The following is a 17,606-nucleotide window of genomic DNA, read 5'->3' on the forward strand; positions in this document are numbered from 1 at the left end:
GACAAGGACACTCTGGTACCCGTCTGGGCCGGGGCGCAGGCTCGGTCCCGTGACCGAGACAACCCGCACGACCGGATCGACCGCACCCACCGGAAGGACCCCCACCCCGAACGCCCCGGACACCCCGCGCACCGCCGGCCCAGCGTCGGCGCCGCCCGTGCTGGGCACGCTGGGACTGTTCACCGTGCTGCTGGCGGCGTCCCTGCCGCTCGTCGACTTCTTCATCGTCAACGTCGCCCTGCCCACCATGGGCCGCGACCTGGGCGCGAGCGAGTCCGTCCTGGAGCTCGTCGTCGCCGGGTACGGCGTCGCCTACGCCGTGCTGCTCGTCCTGGGCGGCCGGCTCGGCGACCTCTTCGGGCGGCGCCGGCTCTTCCTCGGCGGCATGGCTGCCTTCGGCCTGACCTCGCTGGCCTGCGGCCTCGCGCCGGACGCCTGGATGCTGGTCGCCGCCCGCGTCGCGCAGGGCGCGTCGGCCGCCGCGATGCTCCCGCAGGTCCTCGCCACCATCCAGGCCGCCACCGAGGGCCCCCGCCGGGCCCGCGCGATGAGCCTGTACGGCGCCACGGCCGGCCTGTCCATGGTGGCGGGCCAGATCCTCGGCGGGGTCCTGGTCGCCGCCGACCTCTGGGGCACCGGCTGGCGCTCGGTGTTCCTGGTCAACGTGCCCGTCGTGGTCGTCGGCCTGGTGCTGGCCGCCCGCGCGGTGCCCGAGACCCGCTCCCGGCGCCCCGAACCGGTGGACGGGCCCGGCACCGTATTGCTCGCCGCCGCGCTGCTGACGCTGCTCGTCCCGCTGACCGAGGGCCGGGCGGCCGGCTGGCCGCTGTGGACGTGGCTGTCCCTGGCCGCGTTCCCCTGCGCGGCGGCCGCGTTCTGGGCGGTGGAGCGCCGGGCCGACCGGCAGGGCCGTACGCCGCTGGTGCCGCCGAGCCTGTTCGCGCTGACCTCGCTGCGGCGCGGGCTGGTGATGATCGTGCCGTTCTCGATGGGCTTCAGCGGCTTCATGTTCGTCATCGCGGTCGCCCTCCAGCGGGGCGCGGGCCTGGACCCGGTTCCGGCGGGACTGGCGCTCGCCCCGATGGCCCTGGCGTTCCTGTGCGTCTCGCTCGCCGGTCCGCGGCTGGTCACCCGGTACGGCACCCGGGTGGTGGGCGCGGGCGCGGTGCTCCAGGGCGTCGGCGTGGCGCTGATGATGCTGGCGGCGTGGCGCTCGTGGCCGGACCTCGGCCTGGTGGGGCTGCTGCCGGGGGCGGCGGTGGCCGGTGCCGGCCAGGCGCTCCAGCTCCCGGTGCTGATGCGGATCGTGCTGTCCGAGGTGCCGCCGGCCCGGGCGGGCGTGGGCGGCGGGGTCATGGTGACCACCCAGCAGTCGGCCCTGGCCCTGGGCGTGGCCACCCTCGGCACCCTGTTCCTCTCCCTGGTCCCCCACACCGGCATGCGTGACGCCCTGCTGTGGACCCTGACGGTCCAGCTGGCCGGAGTGCTCCTCACGGGCCTGATGAGCCTGCGCCTGCCCCGCGCGGTGCGCTGACGGCGCCCGGCGACGGTGGGGTGCGGATGCGCCGGTCAGCGGTGCTGTCCCGTGGTGCGCCGGGGCCGGTTCCCGGGCTCGCCCCGTGGACCGGCCGGGCCGGGCCGGTCCACGACGTCGGACGGGGTGGCTGCCGGCGGGGCCGTCGCCCGGCGGTGGCGGAAGGCGTAGACGGCGGACGTCGAGACCCGGCCGGCCACCGCGACGCCCGCCGCGGCCGTGCCGAGCAGCAGACCCGCCCCGATCCCCGGTACGGCGCCCCCCAGCGACTCCAGGAAGGCGGCCCCCGTACTCAGCCCCAGGCAGACCACGGCGTACCGGATACGACGCCGGAACTCGGCGTCGTACGGGGCCGCCGCCGCACCGGCCAGGACGCCGGTGTGGCCGACCAGACCGGAGGCGGCCACCAGGGCGAGCGGCGCGTCGGGAGGCCGCACCAGGAGGCGGGCCGCCACCAGGACGGCGCCGACCGTGACGACGGCGGTGACGGCGTGCGCCAGGAGCAGTCGCGGCCCCGTCACCGACGGAGCCTCGGTCCGGGCCACCGGCTCCTGCGGGGTGAGCGGCACCGGAGCAGCCGGCGTGCCTCCCGGCCGACGGCGCACGAACGCGCCGCAGAGCAGGGCGATGCCGATCACCACGCCGCGGACGTACGGGGCGCTCCCGCCCGGAAGGGCCGCCGGGAACCAGGTGGCCGTGACGAGCACGCCGTACGCCCCCGCCCACCGGGGCGCGGCCCGTGGCCCGCACACGGCGTCGCACGCGAGGGCGAACACGGCGAGCGCCAGGACCGACAGCGCCGCTGTCAGCGCGAGGCCCAGCCCGAGGGCGCCGGTGAGCGGGCTCCACCACATGCTGCGCACCTGCGCGGACCGGTCCCCGTACATCTGGCTCGGATGCAGGGCGCACCCGGCGCACAGCCCCGCGTACAGTCCCAGGGCGATCAGCGCCAGCCGCCCCGGCAGGGCGCGTCCACCGCCCCACGCGGTGACCGTGTGCCGGATGCCCGCCCCGAGGACGGCGCCGGCGGGCAGGAGAAGGGGCAGCGCCAGCCAGGAGTACACCGGGCGCAGCGTGTCCACCTCCAGGAAGCCCAGGCGCCATCCGGTCAGCATGACGTCGTAGCTGTCCCCCAGCAGCAGGTTCACCGCCAGCAGGGCGACGCAGCCGGTCAACGCGGCTTCCCACGCGCTGAGTTCGCCGGCGAGGGCGGGGTGGCGCAGGGCCGCGCGGCGGCGCGGGAGGGCGGGGTGGGTGCCGAACGGCAGGCCGCTGCCGTCGCGTCCGGCGGCCAGGCCGACGAAGAAGGCGTCCAGGCTCCGTCGCCGTTCCTCCCCCTGGCCCGTCGGGCCGGCGCCGCCCCGTACGGCGAACGCGTCGGCGTGCAGTTCCCTGGACTGGAGGAAGGCGTTGCGGGCCGCGTACAGCACACCGGCCAGCAGGGCCAGGTGGAAGGAGAGCCGCAGCAGGTACGTGGGTTCACCGGCGTGACCGGACACGGCGAAGCACAGGGCCACGGCGAGCAGGACGAGGAAGGCCTGCCACAGCGCGGTGACGCCGTGGGTGACGTCGAGGTCGCGGTGGCGGACGTGGCCGAGTTCATGGCGGACGACCACCTCGAAGGTGCCCGGGTCCTCGTCGAAGCGCCGGACCATGCCACTGGCGAGCTCGACGTGCCGACGCCGCCAGTGCCCGAAGGCCACGGCGTTCGAGGTGTAGTCGTCGGCGTTCAGCCACACCCCGTGGACGGCGACGCCGGCGTCGTCCGCCAGCCGGAACACCGCGTCGGCGAGGTCCGGCCGGTAGCCGGAGTGCGGGCGCAGGCGCAGCAGACGGCGGTGGAAGACCTGCCAGTACGGGCTGAGCCAGTACAGGACGAAGCCCCCCACGCCCAGGATCCCCAGCGCGAGGCCCACCCTCAACTCGTCCCGGTGCGCCGGGGGCTTCGGGCAGTGCTCCGCCAAGTACCGCTCCAGGGCCGGTCCGTCCTCCTCCGCCACCGGTTGCGGGGGCCAGACCGGCGCCCGGAGCAGGATCTCGCGCTCCACCGGGGAGATCGGCAGGGTCAACTGGAACTCTCGGACGGCACCCGGCCAGCACCTGGCGTACGCCTCTCCGGTGTCGTGCTCCTGGCTGGTGACGGCGGGGTAGGCGATCGTGACCGCGGCGGCCATCAGGGCGACGCAGAAGAGGAGGGCGCGTACGAACACGTCAGCGCCCGCCCGCCGCCTGACCCCCTCCGCCCGCGTCCCCGGCTCCGTCCCCGGCCGGCCTCCCGTCTCCGGTGGGGCCGGGCTCGCCGGGACCGGTGACCGGGGCGCCGGAGGCGTCCGTGGCCAGCATGCGGACGAGTTCCGCCAGGACTGAGTCGGCGACCTGTTCCGCCCGCGGCTCGGACACGTGCCGCAGGGCACCCGACAGGGCCGCCGCACGCCAGCGGGCCAGCTCCGCCGCGGTCGGTGCGGGAACCGGCGGCACGGCGGGTGCGGCGGACCCGGGCGGCTCCGCCTCGGCCCGCCGTCCGCGCCGCGTCACCCGGCCCACGAGGCGCGAGGCGAGCCGGGTCATCCATTCGGCCGACATCACCCCGAACACCCCGGCCGCCGCCGTCAGCGCCGCGGGCGTGACCACGTCGGTGGCCAGCCCCACCACGTCGAGGGACAGGGGCCTGCGGCGCCACAGCCGGGGACGGAAGTGGCCCCGGGCACGCCGCTCGAAGAGCGGGAGCTCCTCCGGGGCGACCTCGGCCACCACCGGCTCGGCCAGGGTCCGTACGAGCAGTCGGCGTTCCGCGTCCAGCCGCCACGGGCTCGTGGACCGGACGGTGCCGGACGGTGTCGGAGTCGTCATGAGTGTGCGTCAGCCCCCCCCCCGGCCGCGTCGCCGATCCCCGCCGCGACCGCACGAGTCGGGACATCGGCACATGAGTCGCCACGTGTCGCAAGTATGGACCCGTGCTCCTCGCTCTGTCCGGCGATCGCACGGAGGCGCAAGCGTCAGGCCCGCGACCCCACCCGCGGCTCGGCGCCCCGCACCTCGTCCACCCCCAGGCTCGACGCCGCCCGTTCCGCCGACCGCCGCGCCCACGCCCCGCTGCTCACCGCGCCGAGTACCAGGACCAGCACCCCGCAGCCCGCCAGGATCCACCACCCCGGCACCGCCGCCGAGACGAACGACCCCCGGTACGACCCCGCGCCGATGCCCGACGCCAGCACCGCGCCGATCACCGCGACGCCGAGCGTCTGGCCGAGCTGGCGGCTGGTGGAGGCGACCGCCGCCGCCAGGCCGGCCTGGGCGCGGGGCATGCCGGAGACGGCGGTGTTGGTGATCGGGGCGTTGACGAAGCCGAAGCCGATGCCGAACAGGACGTACCCGAGGAACAGCGTGACGTCCGACGTCTCCGCGTCGAACGCGGCGAACAGCACCCCGCTCACGGTCATCGTCGCGCCCGCGACGAGCAGCGGCACCCGCGGCCCGCGGGTGCCGACCAGCCGTCCGGAGACCGGTGCGCACAGGAACATCGGGACGGCCATCGGCAGCATCCACAGGCCGGCGTGCAGCGCGTCGAGCCCCCGCACGTTCTGCAGGTACAGCGTGGACAGGAACAGGAACCCGCCGAGCCCCGCGAACGCGCAGATCGCGACGAGCGTGGCGCCGCTGAACGGCACCGAGCGGAAGAAGCGCAGGTCGATGAGCGGTTCGTCGCGGCGGGGCTCGTACCAGAGCAGTCCGAGGAGCCCGGCGAGGGCGATCGCCGCGAACGGCAGGACGGTGGCGGTGCCGCTCTCCGGCGCCTCGATGATCGCGTAGGTCAGCGAGCCGAACAGGGCGATCACCAGCAGCTGGCCCACCGGGTCGGGGCGGCGGGCCCGGGGTGCGCGGGACTCGGGCACGAAGCGCAGGGTGAGCAGCAGGGCGGCCAGGCCGATCGGCAGGTTCACCCAGAAGATGGAGCGCCAGCCCACGGACTCCACCAGCAGTCCGCCGACCAGCGGGCCGGCCGCCATGGAGATGCCGACCACCGCGCCCCACACGCCGATGGCGCGGGCCCGCCCGCGCGGGTCGGTGAAGGTGTTGGTGATGATCGACATGGCGACCGGGTTCAGCATGGAGCCGCCGACCGCCTGCACCATGCGGAACGCGACCAGCAGGTCCAGGCTCGGGGCGAGGGAGCACAGCAGCGAGCCGGCGGCGAACAGGACGAGCCCGGACAGGAAGACCTTCTTGCGTCCGATCCGGTCGGCGGTGGAGCCCGAGAGCATCAGCAGCGAGGCGAGGACCAGGGTGTACGCGTCGATGCTCCACTGGAGCCCCGCCGTACTCGCGTCCAGGTCGCGCTGCATGGCGGGCAGGGCGACGTTGAGCGCGGTCACGTCGAGGCTGACCATCAGGAGACTGAAGCAGCAGATCGTCAGGACCAGCAGGCGCCGGCGGTGGCTGAGCTCGGGCATAGGTGAATAGTACGCCTAACTAAAGAATGTCGCCGCACCGGGTGCCGTACGGGAGAATGGGGGAATGCCCACGACCGCGCCCGCCCAGAACACGACCCTGCAGATCGGCCCGCACGCCGTCCGGCCCCCGGTGGTCCTCGCCCCCATGGCCGGCATCACGAACGCCCCGTTCCGCACGCTGTGCCGGGAGTTCAGTGGCGGCAAGGGCCTCTTCGTCAGCGAGATGATCACCACGCGGGCGCTGGTCGAGCGCAACGAGAAGACCATGCAGCTGATCCACTTCGACGCGAGCGAGGACCCGCGCTCGATCCAGCTGTACGGCGTCGACCCGGCGACCGTCGGCAAGGCCGTCCGCATGATCGCGGAGGAGGGCCTGGCCGACCACATCGACCTCAACTTCGGCTGCCCGGTGCCCAAGGTCACCCGCCGGGGCGGCGGCTCCGCCCTGCCGTACAAGCGCCCCCTGCTGCGGGCCATCCTGCGCGAGGCCGTCAGCGGGGCCGGCGACCTGCCGGTCACCATGAAGATGCGCAAGGGCATCGACGACGACCACCTCACCTACCTCGACGCCGGCCGCATCGCCGTCGAGGAGGGCGTCACCGCCATCGCCCTGCACGGCAGGACCACCGCCCAGCACTACGGCGGCACCGCCGACTGGGAGGCCATCGCCCGCCTCAAGGAGCACGTGCCGGAGATCCCCGTCCTCGGCAACGGCGACATCTGGTCCGCCGAGGACGCCCTGCGCATGGTGCGCGAGACCGGCTGCGACGGCGTCGTCGTCGGCCGCGGCTGCCTCGGCCGCCCGTGGCTGTTCGCCGACCTGGTCGCCGCCTTCGAGGGCCGTACGGACGACCTGGCGCGCCCCGCGCTGCGGGAGGTCGCCGACGTCATGGTCCGGCACGCCACCCTGCTCGGGGAGTGGATCGGCGACGAGGCGCGGGGCGTGATCGACTTCCGCAAGCACGTCGCCTGGTACCTCAAGGGCTTCGCGGTCGGCAGCGAGATGCGCAAGCGGCTGGCGGTCACCTCGTCGCTGGCCGAGCTGCGGGCCGGCCTCGACGAGCTGGACCTGGACCAGCCCTGGCCGGACGGCGCCGACGGGCCCCGCGGCCGTACGTCCGGCAACAACCGGGTGGTGCTGCCGGACGGCTGGCTGAAGGACCCGTACGACTGCGCGGGCATCGGCGAGGACGCCGAGCTGGACACCTCGGGCGGCTGACCGCCGCCGCCCCCGGGCGTCAGCCCCCGCTCGGGTGCGGGGTGGAGCCGTAGGCCAGCAGGAAGCGGTCGCGGAAGGCGCTCATCTTCCACACCGGGGCGCCGTGCGCCGGGCGCAGCCCGTCCGTCCAGCCCCAGCCGGCGATCCGGTCGAGGACCTTCGGGTCCTTGGCCACGATCGACACCGGCACGTCCCGGCTGGCGTGGATGCCGCTGACCCGGGAGATCGGCTGGTGGTCGCCGAGGAAGACCAGCACGGTGTCGTCGGTGCCGTAGCGCTCCAGCCACTGGGTCAGCGCGGTCACCGAGTACTGGATCGACTTGCCGTACTCCTCGCGCGAGGCGGTGGTGTCGGCGATGACGTCCCCGGCCCGGCGGCCCGCCTTCTCGATCGGGCCGAACACCGAGCCGTCGCCCAGCTGGTCCCAGCCGACCATCTTCGGGATCGGCGCCCACGGCTGGTGGCTGGAGGTCAGGATGATCTCCGACATCAGCGGCTTGTCGCGCTGCTTGCCGTGCACCAGCCGCTGGTACGCCTCCAGCGCGTACTGGTCCGGCATCGTCGACCAGCTGAACTTCGGCCCCTGGTAGCCGAGCTGGAAGGCGTTGTAGACCTTGTCCAGGCCGTAGTACTTCTGCTCGGGCCAGCCCTTCTGCACGCCCGGCATGACCCCGACGGTGTCCCAGGCGCCCGTCTTGCGGAACGCCTTGGTCAGGGACAGGTGGTCGCTGGCCATCACCGTGCGGTAGCGCTGCTGGTTGTCGATCCACAGCCCCGACAGGGTGGTGGAGTGGCCGAGCCAGCTGCTGCCGCCGTAGGTCGCCGACGTCAGCCAGCCGCTCTTCGCCCGGTACCCGGCCTTCTCCAGCGCCGCGGTGCTCGACGCGAGCGTCCGGTCGACGCCGGGCGCCATCACCGGGTCCTCGATCGCGCTGCGCCCGTAGCTCTCGATGAACGTGAACACCACGTCCTTGCCGCGCAGGTCCGGCAGCAGCTGGGCGGCGGGGGTGTTGCCGAACCGGTCGGCCCGGGCCTCCTTGCCGAACGCGGCCTCGTCGCGCAGCGTGTCCCGCACCCGGTCGGTCTGCGCGTTCAGCGCGCCCGCCGCCCGGTGCACGGTGAGCGGCTGCCCGGCCAGCTGGACCGTCAGGACGGAACAGGTGATCCACACCGTGCCGGCCACCAGGGTGGCCCGGGTCGACTGCTGCGCGTCGCGCCCGAGGACGGTGCCGATGCGCACCATCGCCGCCGCCATGCCGGCGAACAGCGCCACCACCAGCACCAGCACCCCGGCCGTGAGCAGGGCCGTGGTCGTCCCGCCCAGCGAGTCGGCGAGGTAGGAGCGGGCGTCGTCCAGCAGCTCCCAGTCGAGAACGAGGTTGAACCCCCGCCCCAGGTACGAGCCGAACCCCATGTCCAGCAGGGTCACCACCGTCAGCGCGGCCAGGCCCGCCCCGCCCAGCGCCGCCACCACCACGCGGGGCCGCCGCGGCAGCGCGGTGAGCACGGCCGCGATCACGACCGCCTCCCCGGGCAGCCGCAGCAGCATCCTCGGCTCGAACCCGGTCAGCGGCACCGGCAGCAGCAGCGCCAGGTACACGAGGACGACCGACAGCACGGTGGTGGCCCACCACACCGCCCGCGCGGCCCGCGGGTACCGCTCCCGCCAGGCCCGCAGCCGGGCGAGCCGCGCGCCCGCACCGCGCCCGCGCGGGGCCCCGGGGGTCTCCCCGGCGGCCTCCCCGGCGATCTCGCCGGTGGGGTCCTGCGCGGCCGGGCTCGCGGCGGTGGTGCTCCGGGTGTCGCCCGTGTCGTCGGCGTCGCCCGCGCCGCCCTGGGCGGCGGGCTCCCCCGCGGAGGTGCTCCGGGTGTCGTCCGGCGCCGCACTCGTGGTCTGCGCGGAGTCCGTCGTCCCCTCCGCCTCCGGCTCGGCCGGGGACGTCGGGGCGGGCGGGGCGGGCGAGGGTGTGGAGGCGGGCACCCGGGGGTCCTTCCGTGCGGCGGCCGGTCGAGGGGCGGACCCGGGGTGGGCCGGATCCGCCACCGTTGCGTACGGCCCCCCGCGGGCCCGCGTTCAGCCCCGACGGCCCGGGCTCGGCAAACACCGCGCAAACACCCGCCCAAGGAGCCCGCCGGCGCACCGGCCGGGGGAGTCGCCGGTCACCCGCCGGGGGAGCCGCCGGTCACCCGCCGGGGGCGCCGCTCACGCCCCGCCGACCGCCGTGAGCAGCGCCAACGGGGCCGCCGCCGACCGGGACTCCCGCACGCACGCGTACGGGTACGGCACCGGCTCGGGGTGCGTGTCACGGCCGTAGCCCGCCAGGACCTCCGGCAGCCGGTGCCCGGTCGCCGTCGCCGCGTCGACCAGCGCGTGCGCGACCGTGCGGGCCTCGTCGTGCAGGCCGTAGCGGGCCAGGCCCAGCGCGATCAGCGCGTTGTCGTGCGGCCAGACCGAGCCGCGGTGGTACGACAGCGGGTGGTACGCCGGCTGCCCGGCGGCCAGCGTGCGCACGCCCCAGCCGGAGAAGAAGTCCTCCTCCAGCAGGCGCCGGCCCACCAGCTCGCCGTACTCCTTGTCCAGCAGCCCCGACCACAGCAGGTGCCCGGCGTCCGAGGCGAGCGCGTCCACCGGGCGGCCGGTGCCGTCCAGCGCGAGCGCCGGGAAGGACCGGCGGGGCATCCAGAAGTCCCGCTGGAAGCGGTCGCGCAGGTCGGCCGCGGCCTGGGCGAGCAGCGCGCCGTAGGTGCCGTCGTCCCACACCGTGCGCGCCAGCCACGCCGTGCGGCGCAGCGCGTCGTACGCGTAGCCCTGGGCGCCCGCCGCCATCACGGCCCCGCTCGGGCGGCTGCCGTCGGCCGAACAGATGGCGCCGGGGGAGTCCTTCCAGTTCTGGTTCGCCAGGCCGCCCCGGTCGGCGCGGTACACCAGGTAGCCGCGCGAGGTGAGCCCCCCGTGGTCCAGCATCCAGCCGACGGCGGCCCGGGCGTGCGGCTCGAGCCGGCGGGCCAGGGCGGTGTCCCCGGTCTGCTCGGTGTACGCCCCGAGCAGCACCAGGAACAGCGGGGTGGCGTCCACCGAGCCGTAGTACCGGCCGTACGGCACCTGGCCGAAGTGGGCCAGCTCGCCGTGGCGCACCTCGTGCACGATCTTGCCGGGCTGCGCCACCGCCTCCCGGCCGGTCCCGGTGGCCTGCGCCGCCGCCAGCGCGAGCAGCGTGGCGGCCGCCGGCTGCGGCCGGTAGGGCAGCGTGAACAGCGAGGTGAGCAGCGCGTCGCGGCCCAGCAGGGTCACGAACCAGGGCGCGCCGGCCGCCGGCACCCGCAGCTCCTCGCCGTCCGGTCCGGTGGCCGGGACCTGGAGCGCGGCCAGGTCCGCGAGCCCGCGCGCACAGGCCGCCGCCAGCTCCGGCCAGCCCGTCGGGAACGCCACCCCCTCGACGAACCTCCCCTCGGCGTCGCGCTGTTGTCCGGCGAGCGCGGCGGGGGACCGCGGCACGCGCAGCGCCCGCTTCTCGCCGTGCGGCCGGGCCATCACCCGCAGCACCAGCTCCGCGGTGCCGTGCGGCTCCGGCTCCAGCGTCCACACCAGGCGGCGGGCCCCGGTGCCGGTCTCCTCCACGGCGTCCGGGGCGGGCTCGGCGGTCACCGTCGTCCGGGACAGCCACGCGCCGCGCCGGTAGGTGAACTCCACCCCGTCGTCGAGGACTTCGCGGGCGCGGACGACACCCGCCTTGGTGTAGGTGCGGTGGTCGGAGCGCAGCTCGAACTGGTCGGTGAAGTCGGCGTCGACGGTGACCGCGAGCCGCACCGTCGTCGGCACGGGGCGGTTGTTGGTCACCCGCAGCGACTCCACGAACGAGCCGTCGCCGACGGCCTGTTCACGGAAGAACGTGCAGGACGGCGGCTCGCCGCGGCCGCCGCGCGGCACGAGCACGCAGCGGGCGGTGTCCCCGTCGGCGACCGGGGCCAGCGGCTCCGGCACGGCGCCGTCCACGGTGAGCTGCCAGCGGCTGAGGTGCCGCGCGTCCCGCACGAACAGCCCCGGCGGGCAGGCTCCGGCGCCGCGTCCGCCGCCGATGTCCCCGCGGTCGTCGACGGCGGCGAACGTCCCGCCGTACACGAGCAGATGATGCCGCTCCGTCATCCCCGGTCCCCTCCCTGGGTCTGCCTGGGTCTACCTGGGCCTGTCTTGTGTGCCTGCCGTGCCTGGTCTGCTGTGGCCGCTGTGGCCGCTGTGGCCGCCGTGATGCCGTGGTCGCCGTGGTCGCCGTGGCGGGCGCCGGGTCAGCCGCGGAGTGCGGCGTCCTCGCCGGACGCGTCGTGGAGCAGGTCGAGCGTGAGGGCCGCGGTCCAGCCGAAGCCGGTCGCGCCGCAGGCCTCGCCGGTGTACGGGTCGACGTACTCCGCGAAGTCCGAGGCCGCCGCGAGCTCCAGCACCGCCGTGCGCAGGGCGTCGGCCCGCGCCCGCTCGCCGTGCAGCCGCAGGCCCCGCTCCAGCAGCCAGCCGGTGTTGAACCAGGCGGGCCCGCGCCAGTAGCGGTGCGGGTCGAACGCCTCGCCCAGCAGGTCGTGGCTCGGCACCAGCCGGGTGCGCGTGCCCAGCCCGAAGTGCGGCCCGGTGAGCGTGCCCACGAGCGCGCGGGCCACCTCGCGCGGCAGGCCGGGCAGCAGCAGCGGGACCAGCCCGGTGACCCCGCGCTCGGGGACGGCCTCCCCGGTGAGCACGTCCCGGCACAGGAACTGGCCGTACGCCGGGTCCCACAGCCGCTCCACCAGGGCCGCCGTCAGCCGCTCCGCCCGCGCGTGGCGGGCCGTGCCCGTCGCCCCGAGCTCGCGCGCGATGCGGGCGAGCGCGTGCTCGGAGACGGCGAGCAGGGCGTTGAAGGAGGGGTCCTCGACCGCGAACGCGCCCCGCCCGTCGCGGTACTCCCCGTCCCGGTAGTCGGCCGCCAGCCGCACGTACCGCCCGTAGTCCAGGTCCGTCGGCCGGTCCTCGGGCGCGCCGTGGGCCAGGTCGGCGCGGCGGAAGGAGCGGGCCGGCGCCGGGGCGACCCGGGACAGCGGGGCGTCCCAGCAGGGGCTGTTGTCCATGCCCTGCTCCCAGGGGTGCACGACCGACACCAGCCCGCCGCCGCCCAGGTCGCGCCGGTGCAGCAGGTAGCGGTGCCAGGCGGCCAGCCGGGGGTACACCCGGGCCAGGAAGCCGCGCGCCCGCGACAGCGCGGGGTCGGCGCGGTGCACCAGCCACGCGGCCAGCGCGTGCACCGGTGGCTGCACGATGCCGGAGGTCTGTACGGTGCGCGGTGCCCCGGCGGCACGCCCGGCGGTCGTGGAGCGCCAGAAGTCGGGGCTCGGGAAGTAGGCGTCGAGCGGGACGGAGGGGTGGAAGACGATGTGCGGCACGCGTCCGTCGCCCCACTGGGCGGCCAGCAGCGTCTCCAGCTCGGTCTGCGCCCGCAGCGGCGCCACGTGCCGCAGGCCGATCGCGATGAACGCCGAGTCCCAGGACCACTGGTGCGGGTACAGCCCGCGCGAGGGCACCGTGGACGTGCCGGTCCAGTTCGCGTCGAGCACGGCCACCGCCCTCGCGTGCGGGGAACCCGGCGCGGAGGATGGATCGTATGCGAACGCGCGCACCGGACGGGCGGTGAGCTGGGCTGTTCCATCCACGCGGGGCTCCCCGGGGGTTCAGCGGCGACTGCATGAGGTTACGTCGGATTAACACGCAGAACTCACTATGTAATGCACGATGGATGAACACAAGGGGGTGCGCATGACCGGACGTGTCCACGGGAGCCGGAACCAGGCGAGCGCCGGGGACCTGCTCGACCTGGTACGTACGGGCCGGGCCACGACCCGCGGTGCCCTCCAGCAGGTCACCGGCCTGTCCCGGGCCACCGTCGGCCAGCGCCTGGACCGGCTCTTCCGCGCGGGCTGGCTGCGCGAGGGCGCGGGCGGCCCGGTCGACTCGCCGCTCGGCGGACGCCCCTCCATCACCCTGGAGTTCGACGACGCGCACGCGGTCGTCCTCGCCGCCGACCTCGACACCCGGCACGCGCGCGCGGCGGTGCTCACCCTCACCGGCGAGATCCTGGCCGAGCACGCGGGCCCGCTCGCCGTCGACGACGGGCCCGAGCGGGTGCTGGACGAGCTGGGCCGCTGGTTCGCCGAGGTGCTGGCCCGGGCCGGGCACGCCCCGGCGGAGGTGTGCGGCATCGGCCTCGCGGTGCCCGGCCCGGTGGACACCGGGACCGGCCGGGTGGTCCAGCCGCCGATGATGCCCGGCTGGGACGGCTACGACATACGCGGCCGGCTCGCCCGCGCGTTCGGCGAGGCCACCGGCGCCGGACCGGTCCCGGTGCTGGTCGACAACGACGCCAACCTCATGGCGTACGGCGAACAGCGCGCCTCCTACCCCGACTGCTCGGCGTTCGTGCTGGTCAAGGTCTCCACCGGCATCGGCGCCGGGGTCGTGGTGGACGGCTCCCCGTACCGGGGGATCGACGGGGGCGCGGGGGACCTCGGGCACATCCGGGTGCCGGACGGCGCCGACGCGCTGTGCCGCTGCGGCTCCTACGGCTGCCTGGCCGCCCTGGCCAGCGGCGGTGCGGTGGCCCGGCGACTGGCGGCGGCCGGGGTGCCGGCCGCGTCCGGCTCCGACGTACGGGACCTGCTCGCGGCCGGGCACCCGGAGGCGGCGGCGCTGGCCCGCGAGGCCGGCCGGCGGGTCGGCGAGGTCCTGGCCACGGTGGTGACGCTGCTCAACCCGGGCGTGCTGGTGCTCGCCGGTGACCTCGCGGGGATGCCGTTCGTGACGGGCGTGCGGGAGCTGCTGTACCAGCGGGCGCTGCCCCGCTCGACGGCCCGCCTGGAGGTGGTGACCTCCCGGCTGGGCGAGCAGGCGGGCCTGGTGGGCGCGGGGGCGCTGGTCGTGGACCACCTGTACGCGCCGGAGCGGGTGGAGGAGCGGTTGCTGGCGCTGGGGGTGTGAGCCCCCCGGCCCCGGCGGCTTCCCGCGTGCGTGACAGAGGTGTTTCCGTCCGGGGTACCCGTCCGCATGGTGACACCGGACGGCCTGTGGCAGCGTGATTCTCGCCACCCCTGATCGGGGTGACGCTCAGATGAGCGGATCATGGGCGTCTGCACTTCTCCAAGGGGTGGCACTCAGTGCCACCGCTTGATCGTTCATCGAGCAAACTCGGACGTGGCAATTGCCGCTCATGTGAGCGCGAGGAGCCGTCACTGACGGACGCCTGCGTTCAACAAGTGAAAACATCGGCTGCCGATTGCTTGCCCTGCCTTGACTTTCGATCCCGTGGCAGACGACTGGTTACAGGCACATGACGCACGCGTGGACGTACCCAGACGCCTTCGATCTGGGTACATTCCCCGACGTCAGGGCAGCCACCGCGTCCTCGAGGGAGTCGAGACCGTGTCGGAAAACAGAGAACCCCACGTAGCGAAGTTCGTTTACGACTTCACCGAGGGCAACAAAGACCTCAAGGACCTCCTCGGTGGCAAGGGCGCCAACCTCGCCGAGATGACCAACCTGGGACTCCCCGTTCCCCCCGGCTTCACCATCACCACCGAGGCCTGCAAGGTCTACCTCGACAGCGGCGAGGAGCCGGCGGCACTGCGTGACGAGGTGAGTGCGCACCTCGACGCGCTGGAGCAGCGCATGGGCAAGAAGCTCGGCCAGGCGAACGACCCCCTGCTGGTCTCGGTCCGCTCCGGCGCCAAGTTCTCCATGCCCGGCATGATGGACACGGTCCTGAACATCGGCCTCTCCGACGCGTCCGTGCAGGGCCTCGCCCAGCAGGCCGGCGACGACCGCTTCGCGTGGGACTCCTACCGGCGCCTGATCCAGATGTTCGGCAAGACCGTCCTCGGCGTCGACGGCGACCTCTTCGAGGAGGCGCTGGAGAAGGCCAAGGAGACCAAGGGCGTCGCGGTCGACACCGAGCTCGCGGCGGCCGACCTGAAGAAGCTGGTCACCACCTTCAAGAAGATCGTGAAGAAGGAGGCCGGCCGGGACTTCCCGCAGGACCCGCGCGAGCAGATGGACCTGGCCATCAAGGCCGTCTTCGACTCGTGGAACGGCGACCGGGCCAAGCTCTACCGCCGCCAGGAGCGCATCCCGCACGACCTGGGCACCGCGGTCAACGTCTGTTCCATGGTCTTCGGCAACCTCGGCCCCGACTCCGGCACCGGCGTCGCCTTCACCCGCGACCCCGCCTCCGGCCACCAGGGCGTCTACGGCGACTACCTGCAGAACGCCCAGGGCGAGGACGTCGTCGCGGGCATCCGCAACACCGTCCCGCTCGCCGACCTGGAGCGGATCGACAAGAAGTCGTACGACCAGCTGATGCAGATCATGGAGACGCTGGAGAACCACTACAAGGACCTGTGCGACATCGAGTTCACGATCGAGCGCGGCCGGCTGTGGATGCTCCAGACCCGGGTCGGCAAGCGCACCGCGGGCGCCGCGTTCCGCATCGCCACCCAGCTGGTCGACCAGGGCCTGATCGACGAGACCGAGGCGCTCCAGCGCGTCACCGGCGCCCAGCTGGCCCAGCTGATGTTCCCCCGCTTCGACGAGGCGGCCAAGGCCGGGCAGGTCGCGCGCGGCATCGCCGCGTCCCCCGGCGCCGCGGTCGGCAAGGCGGTCTTCGACTCCTACACCGCCGTGAAGTGGTCCCGCTCCGGCGAGAAGGTCATCCTGGTCCGCCGCGAGACCAACCCCGACGACCTGGACGGCATGATCGCCGCCGAGGGCATCCTGACCTCCCGGGGCGGCAAGACCTCCCACGCGGCCGTCGTCGCCCGCGGCATGGGCAAGACCTGTGTCTGCGGCGCCGAGGAGCTGGAGGTCGACACCAAGCGCCGCCGGATGACCGTCCCCGGCGGGCACGTGGTCGAGGAGGGCGACGTCATCTCCATCGACGGCTCGTCCGGCAAGGTGTACCTCGGTGAGGTCCCGGTCGTCCCGTCCCCGGTCGTGGAGTACTTCGAGGGCCGGATGCACCCGGGCGCCGACGACGCCGACGAGCTGGTCGAGGCCGTGCACCGCATGATGGCCTTCGCCGACCGCAAGCGCCGGCTGCGGGTGCGCGCCAACGCCGACAATGCCGAGGACGCGCTGCGCGCCCGCCGCTTCGGCGCCCAGGGCATCGGCCTGTGCCGCACCGAGCACATGTTCCTCGGCGACCGGCGCGAGCTGGTCGAGCGGCTCATCCTGGCGGACACCGAGGCGGAGCGCGAGGCGTCCCTGAAGGCGCTGCTGCCGCTGCAGAAGAAGGACTTCGTCGAGCTGTTCGAGGCGATGGACGGCCTGCCCGTCACCATCCGCCTGCTCGACCCGCCGCTGCACGAGTTCCTGCCGGACATCACCGAGCTGTCCGTCCGCGTGGCGCTGGCCGAGTCCCGCCAGGAGCCGCACGAGAACGAGCTGCGGCTGCTCCAGGCCGTGCACCGGCTGCACGAGCAGAACCCGATGCTGGGCCTGCGCGGCGTGCGCCTCGGCCTGGTCATCCCCGGCCTGTTCACCATGCAGGTCCGCGCCATCGCCGAGGCGGCGGCCGAGCGCAAGGCCGCCAAGGGCGACCCGCGCGCCGAGATCATGATCCCGCTCGTCGGCACCGTCCAGGAGCTGGAGATCGTCCGCGACGAGGCCGACCAGGTCGTCGCGGAGGTCGAGGCGGCCACCGGCACGTCGCTGAAGCTGGCGATCGGCACGATGATCGAGCTGCCGCGCGCCGCGCTGACCGCCGGTCAGATCGCGGAGGCGGCGGAGTTCTTCAGCTTCGGCACGAACGACCTCACCCAGACCGTGTGGGGCTTCAGCCGCGACGACGTGGAGGCGAGCTTCTTCACGGCGTACCTGGAGAAGGGCATCTTCGGCGTCAGCCCCTTCGAGACCATCGACAAGGACGGCGTCGGCTCGCTGGTGAAGGCGGCCGCGGAGGCGGGCCGGCGCACCCGCCCCGACCTCAAGCTCGGCGTCTGCGGCGAGCACGGCGGCGACCCGGAGTCCGTCCACTTCTTCCACGAGGTGGGCCTGGACTACGTCTCCTGCTCCCCGTTCCGCATCCCGGTCGCCCGCCTGGAGGCGGGCCGCGCGGCGACCCAGTCGACGGGCAGCGACCACCGCTAGGCCGTACGGACCCCGGGTCCGCCGCCGGTCCCCGACCCTCACCGATCGGCGGCGGCCCCGGCGCACGAAGAGAGGGCGACACCTTGTGCGGGGTGTCGCCCTCTCGCGCACCCGCCCGCACCGGGCGGGACCAGCGTCGCCCAGGAACTGACCTCCAAGTCCAGCTCCAGCGGCCCCTGGTCCTACGACGCGGTCGGCAACGAGACCGCCGGCTCCTCCACCGACGACTACGCCCGCACGGGAGAGTCG

General features: G+C 74.5%; 10 protein-coding genes. 4 read left to right on the forward strand and 6 right to left on the reverse strand.

Going from position 1 to position 17,606, the window contains the following annotated elements; translation table 11 throughout:
• The first annotated feature begins 157 nt into the window (after positions 1 to 157).
• Entirely contained in the window at positions 158 to 1,534 is a 1,377-nt protein-coding gene (locus AQJ30_RS33235; protein ID WP_067241299.1) for an MFS transporter, read from the forward strand.
• Positions 1,535 to 1,569: 35 nt separating this feature from the next.
• On the opposite strand, the gene AQJ30_RS33240 is transcribed toward AQJ30_RS33235, so the two are convergent.
• From AQJ30_RS33240 to AQJ30_RS33250, 3 genes are all read right to left on the reverse strand, one after another.
• Positions 1,570 to 3,744 (reverse strand): M48 family metalloprotease, encoded by a 2,175-nt coding sequence (locus tag AQJ30_RS33240; protein ID WP_067241301.1) that lies wholly within the window; start codon positions 3,742 to 3,744, stop codon positions 1,570 to 1,572.
• A 1-nt stretch (position 3,745) separates the two neighbouring features.
• Positions 3,746 to 4,384, reverse strand: coding sequence for a hypothetical protein (locus tag AQJ30_RS33245; protein ID WP_067241302.1), 639 nt, complete (start codon positions 4,382 to 4,384; stop codon positions 3,746 to 3,748).
• A gap of 146 nt (positions 4,385 to 4,530) precedes the next feature.
• A complete protein-coding gene (locus AQJ30_RS33250) occupies positions 4,531 to 5,985 on the reverse strand; it encodes an MFS transporter (RefSeq protein ID WP_067241304.1) in 1,455 nt (484 codons plus the stop codon).
• Between the two features lie 64 nt (positions 5,986 to 6,049).
• Between AQJ30_RS33250 and dusB the strand changes: the two genes are divergently transcribed.
• Positions 6,050 to 7,204 (forward strand): tRNA dihydrouridine synthase DusB, encoded by a 1,155-nt coding sequence (dusB, locus tag AQJ30_RS33255; RefSeq protein ID WP_067241306.1) that lies wholly within the window; start codon positions 6,050 to 6,052, stop codon positions 7,202 to 7,204.
• A 19-nt stretch (positions 7,205 to 7,223) separates the two neighbouring features.
• Here dusB and AQJ30_RS33260 read toward each other — a convergent pair whose 3' ends face one another.
• The 3 genes from AQJ30_RS33260 to AQJ30_RS33270 form a co-directional block, all read right to left on the reverse strand.
• Positions 7,224 to 9,185, reverse strand: a complete 1,962-nt coding sequence (locus AQJ30_RS33260; RefSeq protein ID WP_245727239.1) for an alkaline phosphatase family protein — start codon at positions 9,183 to 9,185, stop codon at positions 7,224 to 7,226.
• Positions 9,186 to 9,407: 222 nt separating this feature from the next.
• Positions 9,408 to 11,348: an amylo-alpha-1,6-glucosidase gene (locus tag AQJ30_RS33265; RefSeq protein ID WP_067241308.1), complete on the reverse strand. Its 1,941-nt coding sequence runs from the start codon at positions 11,346 to 11,348 to the stop codon at positions 9,408 to 9,410.
• A gap of 140 nt (positions 11,349 to 11,488) precedes the next feature.
• Positions 11,489 to 12,874 carry an MGH1-like glycoside hydrolase domain-containing protein gene (locus AQJ30_RS33270; protein ID WP_067241310.1) on the reverse strand — a complete coding sequence of 462 codons (1,386 nt, stop codon included), beginning with the start codon at positions 12,872 to 12,874 and terminating at the stop codon, positions 11,489 to 11,491.
• 103 nt (positions 12,875 to 12,977) lie between these two features.
• Here AQJ30_RS33270 and AQJ30_RS33275 point away from each other — a divergent pair, with 103 nt between their 5' ends.
• Both AQJ30_RS33275 and ppdK read left to right on the forward strand, forming a co-directional pair.
• The gene (locus tag AQJ30_RS33275; protein WP_067241311.1) at positions 12,978 to 14,195 is read left to right on the forward strand and encodes an ROK family transcriptional regulator; all 1,218 of its coding nucleotides are present in this window, start codon (positions 12,978 to 12,980) and stop codon (positions 14,193 to 14,195) included.
• Between the two features lie 441 nt (positions 14,196 to 14,636).
• Positions 14,637 to 17,357 (forward strand): pyruvate, phosphate dikinase, encoded by a 2,721-nt coding sequence (gene ppdK / locus AQJ30_RS33280; RefSeq protein WP_067241313.1) that lies wholly within the window; start codon positions 14,637 to 14,639, stop codon positions 17,355 to 17,357.
• The last annotated feature ends 249 nt before the right edge of the window (positions 17,358 to 17,606 follow it).

Source organism: Streptomyces longwoodensis (assembly GCF_001514125.1).
In the GTDB taxonomy this organism is placed as follows: domain Bacteria; phylum Actinomycetota; class Actinomycetes; order Streptomycetales; family Streptomycetaceae; genus Streptomyces; species Streptomyces longwoodensis.

Coding starts and splice junctions, on each gene's coding strand:
- AQJ30_RS33275 (WP_067241311.1), top strand. CDS start 12,978: ATGACCGGACGTGTCCACGGGAGCCGGAACCAGGCGAGCGCCGGGGAC.
- AQJ30_RS33245 (WP_067241302.1), bottom strand. CDS start 4,384: ATGACGACTCCGACACCGTCCGGCACCGTCCGGTCCACGAGCCCGTGG.
- AQJ30_RS33250 (WP_067241304.1), bottom strand. CDS start 5,985: ATGCCCGAGCTCAGCCACCGCCGGCGCCTGCTGGTCCTGACGATCTGC.
- dusB (WP_067241306.1), top strand. CDS start 6,050: ATGCCCACGACCGCGCCCGCCCAGAACACGACCCTGCAGATCGGCCCG.
- AQJ30_RS33265 (WP_067241308.1), bottom strand. CDS start 11,348: ATGACGGAGCGGCATCATCTGCTCGTGTACGGCGGGACGTTCGCCGCC.